At 41.1% G+C, this 13,752-nt stretch carries 8 protein-coding genes; 4 read left to right on the plus strand and 4 right to left on the minus strand.

Features of this window, described 5'->3' with window-relative positions:
- Nucleotides 1-46: 46 nt before the first annotated feature.
- The 4 genes from BCU94_RS09165 to BCU94_RS09180 all read right to left on the minus strand — a co-directional run bounded on the left by BCU94_RS09165 (nucleotide 47) and on the right by BCU94_RS09180 (nucleotide 9,900).
- Nucleotides 47-3,127: an efflux RND transporter permease subunit gene (locus BCU94_RS09165; RefSeq protein WP_102438315.1), complete on the minus strand. Its 3,081-nt coding sequence runs from the start codon at nucleotides 3,125-3,127 to the stop codon at nucleotides 47-49.
- A complete protein-coding gene (locus BCU94_RS09170) occupies nucleotides 3,124-6,393 on the minus strand; it encodes an efflux RND transporter permease subunit (protein ID WP_102438313.1) in 3,270 nt (1,089 codons plus the stop codon). Before BCU94_RS09170 ends, BCU94_RS09165 begins: the two co-directional genes overlap by 4 nt.
- A gap of 17 nt (nucleotides 6,394-6,410) precedes the next feature.
- Entirely contained in the window at nucleotides 6,411-7,517 is a 1,107-nt protein-coding gene (locus tag BCU94_RS09175; RefSeq protein ID WP_102438311.1) for an efflux RND transporter periplasmic adaptor subunit, read from the minus strand.
- 1,096 nt (nucleotides 7,518-8,613) lie between these two features.
- Nucleotides 8,614-9,900, minus strand: coding sequence for a citrate synthase (locus BCU94_RS09180; protein ID WP_102438309.1), 1,287 nt, complete (start codon nucleotides 9,898-9,900; stop codon nucleotides 8,614-8,616).
- A gap of 415 nt (nucleotides 9,901-10,315) precedes the next feature.
- Between BCU94_RS09180 and sdhC the strand changes: the two genes are divergently transcribed.
- Genes sdhC through BCU94_RS09200 form a run of 4 tightly spaced genes read left to right on the plus strand, consistent with a single transcriptional unit; the run spans nucleotide 10,316 to nucleotide 13,538 of the window.
- Nucleotides 10,316-10,711, plus strand: coding sequence for a succinate dehydrogenase, cytochrome b556 subunit (gene sdhC, locus BCU94_RS09185; RefSeq protein WP_102438307.1), 396 nt, complete (start codon nucleotides 10,316-10,318; stop codon nucleotides 10,709-10,711).
- Entirely contained in the window at nucleotides 10,705-11,052 is a 348-nt protein-coding gene (gene sdhD, locus BCU94_RS09190; protein WP_076537444.1) for a succinate dehydrogenase, hydrophobic membrane anchor protein, read from the plus strand. The genes sdhC and sdhD overlap by 7 nt, the downstream gene beginning before the upstream one ends.
- Complete coding sequence (sdhA, locus tag BCU94_RS09195; protein ID WP_102476208.1) at nucleotides 11,053-12,819, plus strand: succinate dehydrogenase flavoprotein subunit; 1,767 nt, start codon at nucleotides 11,053-11,055, stop codon at nucleotides 12,817-12,819.
- Between the two features lie 11 nt (nucleotides 12,820-12,830).
- Nucleotides 12,831-13,538 (plus strand): succinate dehydrogenase iron-sulfur subunit, encoded by a 708-nt coding sequence (locus BCU94_RS09200; protein ID WP_076537448.1) that lies wholly within the window; start codon nucleotides 12,831-12,833, stop codon nucleotides 13,536-13,538.
- The last annotated feature ends 214 nt before the right edge of the window (nucleotides 13,539-13,752 follow it).

The raw sequence follows: 13,752 nt of genomic DNA on the forward strand, positions 1-13,752 counted from the left end.
AAAGCGCCTCATTAATCGCTTAATGTTGCGCTTGCTTGCATCCTGATTACACTGTCCAAGGTAGCAGCTTTTTGGCTCGTTTGTCAGCAGAAGCTAATTTTATCGATGACTGATAACGTATGCGATAAAGCGCCTGATAACAAAGCGGCACCAAGTACAAACTGGTAACAGTTGAGAACGACAGTCCGCCAATAATGGCGATTGCCATTGGCGAATAAGGTGGTCCTCCGCCGCCAATTTGAGTGTCGCCCATTGCTAAAGGCACTAAGCCTAACACTGTGGTAGCAACCGTCATCAATACCGGGCGTAAACGGGTAATACAGATGGCTAAGATAGATTCAGATAAATCGGTTAATTTAGGCGTTTTTTGATTTATTTGGTCAACCAAAACAATGCCATTGTTTACTACGATACCCATTAAGATAAGGATCCCTATCATTGCCATTACCGACATAGGTGTTGCTGAAATCCACAGTGCCCAAAATACCCCAGTGATAGAGAACAAGATTGAACTGATAATGGCGGTTGGTAATAACAGTGATTCAAATAAGGCAGCCATCACAATATAAATCATGATTAATGCCAAAATCATATTTACTGCCATGACGGATTGCTCTTCATCTTGACGCTCAAACCCGCCACGTAGCGAGTAGTCATATCCATAAGGGAAGTTGACATTGGCCATTACCTTTTCAATCTGCTCTTGGGCTTCTTCAGTGGTAATGTCATTCACGTTTGCGCCAATCGACAGCGCAGTTTGGCGATTAAAGTGGCGTATGGTATCAAAGCGGGGCTGTATCTTAATATTGGCGAGATTATCTAAGCTATATAGGCGCTCACCTTTACGAATGATCGGTAATTGTTTTAGCTGCTCTAATGATCGCTGCCAGCTTTTATCATAGGCGAGCTCAATGCGTAATTCGCCATTAGGATCATGCCTATAAGAACGAAGCGGTGCACCGCGTAGCGCCATGGAAATGTGAGAGGCGATTTCGTTAAGTTTTAAATCTAATCTTGCCGCCATTTCACGATCGATTGTAATCACCACTTCTTGCTGAGCAGAACTGACTTCAGAGCGCACATCTTCAAGCCCTTCAATGGCGCTAAGCAGAGGTACGACTTGTTCACTTAAGCGAATTAACTCTGAGGTCGAGCGACCGGTTAAGGTGACTCTTAAGCCTGAGTTTTCATTGCCCCAACCAAATTGTGGCTTGGCTGCGGCATATTTAGGGAAACCTTCACGTATGGTTTCTTTCAATTCAGACATTGGCGTTTCAATATCTTTTTGCAGTAGTAGCGTGGTTTGAATATTGTCTGCTGAGTAATAACTGTAAACAGAATCAATCATAAAGGCCTCTTTATTGGCATAAAGATAATCTTCCATTTGATTGATCATCGCTTCAGTGACTTTTAAATTGTGGCGACCTTCTAATTGATAATTAATGTAGAGGCGATCTTTGCCTTCGCCTTCTGATTGATCTTGTTTTACTAAACTTAAGGGTAATGCGGTAGAGACTAAAATGACCACTGCAATAACCCCTGATAGCTTTGAGTGAGCCAGTACCCAGGTTAGGCTGCGTTGATAAAGCTGCTGTAACTTAGAGACTTTAGCTTCGGTCTCAATATGAAAATCAAACTTAGTAAGCATTAATGGGATTAAGGTTTTAGCAACCAGTAATGATGCCGCTAACGAAATGCAAATCGCAATGGCCACATGCTCAAGGAAAATCGTTAGCTCGACCTTAACCCCGACAATGTTAGGTAAAAACACGATAGCTGTGGTTAATGTGCCCGCCAAGACGGCTAGGGCGACTTTCTCTACCCCAGTAAGTACCGCTTTTTCATTGGCCGCTGTTGTTATTTCAGTTGCAGCGCCATCATCTGATAACGCAATTTTTTGCTTTTGTTGTAACACGCTTTCGGTCACCACCACGGCGTTATCAATTAACATGCCTACAGCCAGTAATAATCCCATCATCGACAGAATATTTAAGCTGTAACCAAGAAAATACATCCCAGCTAATGTCATACAAAGGGAAATTGGCACCGATGACACGACCACTAACGTCATCTTTAAATTACGTAAAAATAAATACAATACCCCAAAAGAAAGCAGCGCACCCAGTAAGCCAGATAACAATAAATCCTGCAGTGATGACTTAACTCCATAAGCTTGATCTTCCATGACGAATAACTTGATGCCTTGAAATTGCTGATCTTGTTTCGTTTTTTCAATAACGGCTAACACTCGTTCAGATACATCGACTAAATTTGAGCCTGATTCTTTAAACACATCTAAACCAACAGCGTATTTTTGGTCTAAATGACGCCCTTCAAAGGCTTCAGGGAGGGTAAATTTGACTGAGGCAATATCACCAACAGAAGTGGTGCTATTAAGCTTTACTGCCTTGATATCTTCAAGTGATAAAAACTCTCCCTTGGGCGATACCTGAAACACCTGATTATTATTTCTAAGTGTGCCAGCACTAATGACAAAGTTTTCTTGTTGTAAACGTTGCTGCAACTGAGCTGGATTAATGCCAGATGCAGCAAGTTTGTCGGCATCTAGTCTTATTTCAATTTGCTTTTGATCAACCCCATACAAGGTGACTTTTGAGACCCCTTCAATACGCTCAAGCGGCTTGCGAAGTTGTTTGTCTAACAGATCAAAAGCATTTGATAACTCACGTTCACTGGAGATTCGAATCGTTAACACGGGCATATCAGCGGTAGAAAATTGCTGAATGAAAACCCGTTCCACATCTTTAGGCAGCAGGTGTCTTACCGAATCAATTTTTTCCCGTGCTTCTAAGCTTTTTGTGGCGACATCTTCGCCCCATTTCATATTTAGCTGAATGTTAGCACCATCTTGAGAAGAGTTTGAGCGGACCTCTTCAATACCACTCATGGTGGCTAGCGACTCTTCTAATACGCGGGTTATCTCTCGTTCCACTTCTGCAGGGGTAGAGCCTTTATAAGGCACGTTAACCTGAATTTGCGGAATATCAATGCCGGGAAACATTTCTAATGGCAATAATCGACTAGAGGCTAAACCAAATAGTAAGATGGCCAAAAAGAACATACTGGTGGTGACAGGCCTTTTAATGGCTAGTTTTGTTAGGTTCATGATTGAGTCTCCAAATCTAAAGACTCAGTGCTTTTGGTTTGATTAATTGCGGTTTGTTGATAGTTTTTTTTATCAAATAAACCGTATAGGGCAGGAATAACCAATAAGGTCAGCATGGTAGATAAGCCAAGACCAAAGATCACCGTTATTGCCATCGGCGCACGGATTTCACTACCATCACCGACACCTATTGCCATTGGCAACAAGCCTAAGGTGGTGGTCATGGTGGTCATCATTATTGGGCGTAATCGAGATTTAGCTGCAGTGCTTATAGCGACTTCTTTATCATGACCTTCTTTACGCAGTTGGTTAATTCTATCAACCAATACAATGGCATTATTGACCACAATACCTGCCAGCATAATTAAGCCGATAAACACGACTACGCTGATATGGGTACCAGTAATAAACAAGCCAATAATACTGCCGCCAACGGCCATAGGCACAGCAAACAGAATAAGTAATGGATGTAATAAGGATTCAAACTGACTCGCCATCACCAAGTAGACTAAAAATACCGCTAATACCAAGGCGATTTTTAAAGACTTAAATGAATGTTCCATTTCTTCATTTTGGCCGCCAAAGCGCGCTTGGATAGAAGAGGGGAGCTGTTGCTGATTTAAAATTTGCTGCGCTTCTTTTACAGCTTCACTTAAATCACCATAACTTAAGTTAGCTGACACTATCGCAACCCGTTGTTGGCTGACACGATTAATGGCAGAGGGGCCCACTTGCAGAGACACATCAGCAACTGCGCTTAATGGGATTGGGTGCTTACTGTTTGGATTAATAATTAATGAGTTAATATCTGAGATATTATTTCGCTCGTCCAATTCACTGCGCACCAAAATATCTACTTTACGATCACGAACCGTATATTGGCTGGCAATGGTACCGCCAACACGTTGAGCAATACGATTAGCAACGGTGGGCGCTTCTAAATTTAATGACGCAAGCCGGGCATGATCAAATCTAATACTGATCTCAGGTTGACCATCACGAAGTGAGGTATTGATATCACTAAAGCGGGCTGACTCTGATAAAGCAGATACCAACTGTTCGCCACTGTGCTTTAGTTGCTGTAAGTCATAACCTGATAACTCGATCTCTAATGGGGTTTTAAAACTAAATAGCTCAGGGTGATCAATAGTGGCATCAAGGGCTGGAATACGCCTTGCTGTGGCCCTTAAGTCATTGGCTACAGCATTAAACTCTTGAGGATCTGCCAGTACTACCTGTAACCGCCCCCAGTTTTCGCCGCCTCGGGCGGTATCAGATGTCATTAAGCCGCCACTGCCTGCTTGGCTAAAGGTGTGTTTTACTTCTTCTCGACCACTAATGGAGTAAGCTAGTTGCTCTAATACAGCATCAGTTTTTTGTACCGCGGTGCCAGGTGGCAGTAAGATCTCAACATAGAATTCACCTTGATTCATTGGTGGAATTAGCTCTACACCCAGTCTTGGGAATAAGCTGCCAGCACCAACAGTTAGCATGATTGCGATAATGACAGTCAAAGCTTTATGCGTCATCGCATGAGCTAATACCCGGTGATAAATGCTTTCAACAAAACGGTAGCCAAAGTTAAATGCAGCACTTAATGGACGCATCACTAATGATAATGCCCAAGAAATGAATCGAGCTGAAATGATAATGAGGTTTAATAGTGCATTAGGTAGATAGCTGAGTAATAGCTTAAATGGGAAACCAAACACGAATTTAAGATAATGCACAGCTTTAGCTTTTTTAGTGGTTGGCAGGGCTTTTACTTCCGGCTCATTTTCGATGGGTAATTGTTTAAAACCCTGTCTTGATGCCAGCATTGGTATTGCCGTTAGTGCAACAAATAAAGACGCTAATAAAGCAAAAGTTACCGTTAATGCTTGATCTGAAAATAATGCCCCTGCGATACCATCAACAAAAACTAAGGGGACAAATACCGCTAAGGTGGTTAAGGTTGAGGCAAAGATTGCCCCTGCCACTTCTTTACTGCCTTTAAGCGCTGCAGCAACTTTTTTAAGCCCTTGCGCTTTATAGCGGTCAATATTTTCCAGCACCACAATGGCATTATCAACCAATAAGCCTATGGCCAGTGCAATACCGCCTAAAGACATAATATTGAGACTGATATCGGCAAAGTACATCATGTTAAAAGTAGCAATAACTGAAAATGGAATGGAAATAGAAATAATTAAGGTAGCAATAATGTCACGTAAAAATAAGTAGATAACTAACATAGCAAGCAAGCTGCCAAACAGCGCGGCGGCGGTTACTTCACTGACTGCACTTTGGATAAACTCAGATTGGTCATAAATAACCTTTAACTGATTATCTGCAGCTTCACTGTTAATCTCATCAAGCTCAGCACTGAGCCTTTTGGCGACCGATACGGTATTGGCATCACCTTCTTTATATATTGCCAGTTCAATAGACTCTACCTGTCCAATACGAGTGATATCACTGCGCTCTTTATAACCGTCAACAATATCGGCAACTTCAGCAAGTCGAATTAAGGTTTGACCATCACGATAGACAATGACATTTCTTAACTCATCTAGGTTATTAAATTGGTTTAGGGTGCGAACTAAATACTCTTTGTCACCTTGGATCACTTTACCCGCAGATAAATTGATGTTTTCTTCATTAATACGGCGCTTAATATCGTCTGCATTAAGGTTTAGTTGCTGCAGCTTTTGTTGATTTAGCAGGATATGAACTTCTTGCTCTAAGCCGCCAGATAATCTCACTGCGGCGACACCAGATAGTGCTTCTAGGCGTCTTTTTAGTTCTTCTTCTGCAAAAGTACGCATACTTTTGAGCTGTGTTTCACTGGCATCAGGTACTGACAGCGCCACACGCATAATTGGATCTAAGTTTGGATTAAAACGCAGCAATAATGGTTTATTGATATCCAGTGGCAGTTCGATGGTATCAATTTTTTCACGCACTTCTAAACTGGCCATATCCATGTTGGTGCCCCATTCAAACTCAAGCACCACATCTGATAAACCTGAGCGTGAAATAGAGCTAATTTTACGCAGCCCTTTAACCACACCGACGGCTTCTTCAATGGGCTTTGAGATTAACTGTTCAACTTCAACAGGTGCAGCGCCATCATAGGCGGTTCTTACTGTGACGCTTGGGTAACTAAGATCGGGTAACAGTTTTACCGCAAGGCGGGTAAATCCGACCATACCAAATAGCATGATTGCCAGCATAAACATCCACACTGACACAGGACGTTTTACCGAAGTATTAATTATCGACATAGTAGGCGCATCCTTGTCTATTTGCTGGCTAGGCTGTTTTTGGCGTAAGAAAGCGGACTGATGATTTCAACTAACGACAGGTCTTTAAGGTTTTGCTGACCACGAATGACGATTTGTTCACCAGATTGCACACCAGATAGAATTTCAACTTTATCATTTTCGCGATAACCGAGAATCACTTCACGACGGTTAGCGGTGTTATCTTTAATGACATACAGTGCTTGGGTGTCATCTTGGTTAATAATGGCGTTAAAAGGCACAGTAACAACATCATTGTGGGTATCATATTTAAGCTCAACACGCGTGAACATGCCGGCTTTTAATGTTGCGTCTTTATTGTTGATGGCGATAGTTACTTTGAATGTACCGCTTTGGGCATCAACAATTGGGCTAATTCGTAATACATTAGCGATAATATCTTGTTCTGTTGAGCCCTTGTTATTAGCGTATTGATTACTAATGCGCGCTTCTTGTCCTAAACGTAAGCTATTAAGTTGTTGCTCTGGTAAATGTACAATTCCGTGTAGTTCATCTTGATTGACAATATAAAACAACTCTTCAAACTCTTTGGCCATATTGCCTTTTTTCACATGCCTGGTGGCGACAATGCCATCGATAGGTGAAACAATGCGGCTTTCAATCACGTATAGTTCTGCGAGATCTCGCTGAGCCATTGCGGCTTGTAAGTTAAACTCCAGCTTTGCCATCACATCTTGACTTACAAATTCTTTGTTTTTCATCTGTTTTAAGCGGTTTAATTCTTGCTCAATAATCTGAACTTCAGCAAGCGCACGCTGATAATCAAATTGTTGGCGTTTGGCATCAATGGTCGCCAGTGCTTGGCCCTTTGTAACTCTATCGCCTTCTTCAACGTTTATTGAAGTAATTAAGCCTGCAATTCGGGTGACAACATGGGCTTCCTCGGGCGCTTCTAGCGTCGCGGTGGTGCTATAAAATGAAGACACATTTCCTTGAGTCACTTGTGATACCTCAACAGGTACCGCGTATTTTTCTTCTTCTGCAGCTGTTTCTTGTTCACCATTACAGCCACTAAGCATGATTGAAAATGCCGTAATACAAAAAACGGATGAGGTGAATTTTTTAATGTTGTTGAACCTTTCCATGGGATACCTGCCAATTAACTAAGTGTTATAAGTGACGTGACATGCCACAGAGTCTGAAACCAAAGCATGCAAACGTCACGTTATAACATGTAATAAATGTTGAATTTATGTTTACAAAGCACGTAATGTGCCAAAATAAATTATTGTTATTTTTCAGTGCTTTAATTGGGTGGCGGTATTTTAGGAACTTAAATGTTAACAAGGGGTAGTGGGAATGCTCAACAAATGGTGAAATTGCTTACTAAGATTTGAGTTAAGGGTTCTGATTTTTGTTGATTAGGATTGTGGGTAAATGGCCATTGAATTAATTTGGCTTTAACAAGAAATTATTAATAATACAAATAAAATGAACGTGAAAATATTTCAAGGTGTAAAAGCGTATAAAGAAGACCAAATTCTGGGTAAAAAGGAAACCAAATTGTAAGTTTTAATATCTCTAATGGCCATTTTTTAGAACAAAAAGATTTTCTTTATAGCGATATAATTTAAAAAGCAGCTTTTTATATCAGATTTAATTGATATTTTTACTCAATTTATTGTTTATTAGGGCCTAACGTGAATGAAAATGACTATTTTATGAATGTTTTTGGATGATTTACAGTATTTTTCTAGCTTAATCTTTAACTTCAAATGAATTAAAATCGGCAATATTTCTAATAGGCAGTTGTATTGCCTAGCACAAATCTGATGCAACTCCTTCTATAAACACAAATGTAATTGGGTTAATTAGGCCGATTTATGGCGTACTTTGGACATATTTTAAAGCTTATTTAATTCTAATTTGTAATACAAAACCAAGCGCTAAAGTGCCGGCGCCCCTTTAATTTCGACTAAAATTAACCTGTGGCGGCTATTAGGATTTAGTAAATAATGAAGCGGACCTAGATAATGTGGCTTATGACCAATCTATGGTGAATGAGCTTTAAACGGGGATAAATGTGTTTGGCAGTTTTATTCATAATTGGCTGCTATGGTAACCAAAGTTCGCAGCAAGGGATTTTTGTGTTCATTGAGCGAGGCTGTCAACGCTAACAAAACAGCTTCTCTAGGCATTAAAAAAGCGCCTAAATAGGCGCTTTTTTCACAAACGATTAAGTTATCGTTTATCTATGCTGACAAAGTCACGCTCGTCTGAGCCAGTGTATAACTGACGTGGACGACTGATTTTGTGACCTGGTTGGTCAAGCATTTCTTTCCAATGTGCAATCCAACCAACAGTACGAGAAAGTGCAAATAACACTGTAAACATACTAGTAGGGATACCGATTGCTTTCATGATGATCCCTGAGTAGAAATCAACATTTGGATAAAGCTTTTTAGATACGAAATAATCGTCTTCTAAAGCAATGCGTTCAAGTTCCATCGCTACATCTAGCAAAGGATCGTTCACATTTAGCTCAGCTAACACTTCATGACATGTTTCACGCATCACTTTAGCGCGAGGGTCGAAGTTTTTGTAAACGCGATGACCAAAGCCCATTAAGCGGAATGGATCAGCTTTGTCTTTCGCACGAGCAATAAACTCAGGGATGCGATCAACACTGCCAATTTCTTCAAGCATATTTAGACAAGCTTCGTTAGCACCACCATGAGCAGGACCCCATAGTGAAGCAATACCCGCTGCGATACATGCAAATGGGTTAGCACCAGATGAACCCGCTAAACGAACCGTAGAGGTAGAAGCGTTTTGTTCATGATCAGCGTGTAATACAAAGATTCTGTCCATTGCTTTTTCAACAACTGGATTGACTTGGTATTGTTCACACGGAACAGCGAACATCATGCTAAGGAAATTACCTGCATAACTTAGGTCGTTGCGTGGGTAAACAAAAGGTTGACCGATTGAATACTTGTAGCACATTGCTGCAATGGTTGGCATCTTAGAAACAAGGCGGAAAGCCGCAATTTCACGATGTTTTTCATCATTGACATCAAGAGAATCTTGGTAAAACGCAGATAATGCACCCGTAACACCACATAGCATAGCCATTGGATGTGCATCACGACGGAAACCTCTGAAAAACGAAGCTAATTGCTCGTTCACCATGGTGTGATTCTTAACCATAGCCACAAACTCTTCGTATTGAGTTTTGCTTGGTAATTCACCATAAAGCAGTAAGTAACAAACGTCTAAATAGTTAGATTCAGTAGCTAGTTCATAAATTGGATAGCCACGGTGTGTAAGTACACCTTTTTCGCCATCAATGTATGTAATTGCAGACTCGCAAGATGCGGTCGCTAAAAAACCTGGATCGAAGGTGAAATGACCTGTCTTTCCAAGTTTACTGATATCGATTACATCAAACCCAGCAGTTCCCTGCTTGATAGGTAATTCGATCGAATCTGTCCCCGGTAACTCTAATTTGGCTATATTGTCAGCCATACCCCGTTCTCCTTACTTCATTCTTTTCTGTGAGTGCGGCATGTTAAGCGGACATTACTTTACAGTGAATTAGTGTCACATTTCAATTTAAATAAGCGTTTAAATTTATTAGACCATGGTATAAAGCTTGCTAGACGCCTTGTTAGCAATGGTTTTTTTGCAAAAAAAACATCAAAAAACAAATTTTACATAGTGTGATGTTTGTATTTGACAATTGCCTTGAGTATACTTGCCTGCGTCCTGAAGGGCGACAAACATCACATTTTTGAAAACATTTTTACGTTGTCTAAATTAGTGAATTCTCAAATGGTTAAGTGTTTGATAGTAGTCTGTTAAGTTTCAACATTTTGTTTACATTTGTAGTTTGGTGTAACAAATAGAAGCAAAGCAAGATGAATAATAAAAATAATGCTCAATGGAGCTGAGTGAGCAGAACGTGAAAAAGCAAAGACCTGTCCATATAGACCTACAGACCATTCGCTTTCCTGCAACAGCGATTGCGTCAATTCTTCACCGTATTTCCGGTGTTATCATGCTGTTTGCTGTCGGTATTCTTATTTGGATGCTAAATGAATCTTTAGCATCGCCTGAGAGTTTCGCTGGCTTACAATCTCTTTTTGATAACCTGCTAGTTAAGTTTGTTATTTGGGGAATTCTAACCGCGTTGGGTTATCACTTAATCGTTGGCGTACGTCATCTGATTATGGATACCGGTCGTTGGGAAGAGCTTGCCTCTGGCTTAGCGTCAGCAAAAATCGCCTTTGTGTTATCAGCGGCGTTTTCTATCATCGTGGGGATTTGGGTATGGTAACAAATGCAGCAAGCCTTGGACGCAGTGGTGTTCATGATTTTATTTTAATTCGTGCTAGTGCCGTAATTTTAGCCTGTTATACCATTTTTATGGTGGGTTTTATTGCGTGTAGCGCTCCATTGACATACGAAATTTGGCAGGGGTTATTCAGTACCTTACCAATGAAAGTATTCACTTTATTAGCGCTTGTTGCTGTACTTATCCATTCATGGATTGGTATTTGGCAAGTGTTAACTGATTACGTTAAAAACGTATCAGTGCGTGGATTACTTCAGTTCGTTTTTGTCGTAGCAGCTTTTTGTTATCTAGCTGCAGGCATATTAATTGTGTGGGGTGTATAAGTGAGTATTCCAGTTCGCGAATTTGACGCAGTAGTGATTGGCGCTGGTGGCGCTGGCATGCGAGCGGCATTACAAATTTCTAAAGAAGGTAAGAGCTGTGCGCTTTTATCTAAAGTTTTCCCAACCCGTTCTCATACAGTATCTGCGCAAGGTGGTATTACCGTTGCGTTGGGTAACGCTCATGAAGATCACTGGGAACAGCACATGTACGATACCGTGAAAGGTTCTGATTTTATCGGTGACCAAGAAGCAATCGAGTTCATGTGTAAGACAGGTCCAGAGGCGGTTATTGAACTTGAGCAAATGGGTTTACCTTTCTCACGTTTTGAAAACGGTACTATTTACCAGCGTCCGTTTGGTGGCCAATCAAAAAACTTTGGTGGCGAGCAAGCGGCACGTACTGCAGCTGCAGCTGACCGTACAGGTCATGCATTACTTCATTGTCTTTATCAGCAAAATGTTAAACACAAAACTGAAGTATTTTCTGAGTGGTATGCACTCGATTTAGTGAAAAACGATGACGGTGCAATAGTTGGTTGTACGGCTATTGAAATTGAAACTGGCGAGATTGTTTACTTCAAAGCGAAGGCAACCATTTTAGCAACCGGTGGTGCAGGGCGTATTTATGCTTCAACCACCAATGCACATATTAATACTGGTGACGGTGTTGGTATGGCAATGCGCGCTGGCGTTCAAATGCAAGACATGGAAATGTGGCAGTTCCACCCAACGGGTATTGCTGGCGCAGGTGTGCTTGTAACTGAAGGTTGTCGTGGTGAAGGTGGTTATCTTTTAAATAAAGATGGCGAGCGTTTCATGGAACGTTATGCACCAAATGCAAAAGATTTAGCATCACGTGATGTTGTTGCTCGCTCGATGATGACAGAAATTCGTGAAGGCCGTGGATTAGATGGTCCATTAGGGCCGCATTGTTTACTTAAGCTTGATCACTTAGGTAAAGAAACATTAGAAGCTCGTCTTCCTGGTGTTTGTGAACTTTCTCGTACTTTTGCGCATATTGATCCAGCAGATGGCCCAATTCCTGTATTGCCAACATGTCATTACATGATGGGTGGTCTACCCGCTAAAGTGAGTGGTCAAGTTGTTCGTCAAAATGCTGATGGCACTGAACAAGATATCGTGGGTTTATTCGCTGTAGGTGAAATTGCTTGTGTATCAGTACACGGTGCAAACCGCCTTGGTGGTAACTCATTACTGGATTTAGTGGTATTTGGACGTGCTGCTGGTCAGCATTTAGGTAAAGCACTCGATGCGACTGCGGATCCAAAAGCGCCATCTGAAGATCAAATTTCAGCATCACTTGAGCGTCTTAATCGCTGGGAAAGCAATAAAGACGGTGAAGATCCTGCTGTTATTCGTAAAGACTTACAGTTATGTATGCAACTTAACTTCTCTGTATTTAGAAGTGGTGATGCAATGGCTGAAGGCCTTAAAGAGCTTAAAGCAATTCGCGATCGTTTAGCGAATGCTAAGTTATCTGATAACTCTTCAGAATTTAATACTCAACGTATTGAATGTTTAGAGCTTGATAACTTGATGGCGACAGCAATTGCGACAGCTTATGCTGCGAACTTCCGTACAGAAAGTCGTGGTGCGCATTCTCGTGAGGATTTCTTAGACCGTGATGATGATAATTGGTTATGTCATAGCGTCTTTGACCCCGTCACAGAAGAAATGACTAAGCGTGAAGTCAACATGGAGCCTAAGCTTCGTGCGGCATTCCCGCCTATCAAGCGTACCTACTAGGAGAAGCCCCGATGAAATTGGAATTTGCAGTTTATCGCTACAATCCTGATGTAGACACTAAACCATATATGCAGGATTACAGTTTAGATGTGGAAGAAGGTACCGATATGATGGTACTAGATGCACTGATGAAGCTGAAAGAGTTAGATCCTGCATTATCATTTAGACGCTCATGTCGTGAGGGTGTATGTGGTAGTGATGGTATGAACATGAATGGTAAAAACGGCCTTGCGTGTATTACGCCTGTTTCTACTTTTAAAGGTAAGAAAATTGAAATTCGCCCACTTCCTGGCATGCCAGTTGTGCGCGATTTAATTGTCGACCTGACTCAGTTCTACACTCAGTACGAAAAAATTAAACCGTTTCTTATCAATGATGAGAAAACACCGGCTCGTGAACATTTACAATCACCTGAAGAGCGTGCTCATTTAGACGGATTATATGAATGTATCATGTGTGCTTGTTGTTCTACTGCTTGTCCATCTTTCTGGTGGAACCCTGATAAATTTATCGGACCAAGTGGTTTACTGCATGCATATCGCTTCTTAATTGATAGCCGCGATACGGCAACTGAAGAGCGTTTAGATGGTTTAGACGATGCTTACAGTGTGTTCCGTTGTCACGGTATTATGAATTGTGTTGATGTGTGTCCTAAAGGACTAAACCCAACTAAAGCCATTGGCCACATTAAGTCAATGTTACTGAAGCGAGCAGTGTAAATGCGCAACATAGAGCTGGGATTTATTGTTATATAGCTCTATTGGGGAGTCATCTTCAACTATGGGGATGACTCTTTTGTGTGTGTTAGAAGACCTTTGTAATTAACTGTTTAAATTATATAGTTATATCGCTATTATCCGTAGTTGATAAACAGCGTTAAACGAAAGAGTTAATACGATTCGATTGTGGTGCAACCAGGTATCGCAATTATGA

Origin of the sequence: Shewanella sp. 10N.286.52.C2, from assembly GCF_002874545.1 — a bacterium.
Classification (GTDB): Bacteria; Pseudomonadota; Gammaproteobacteria; order Enterobacterales; family Shewanellaceae; genus Shewanella.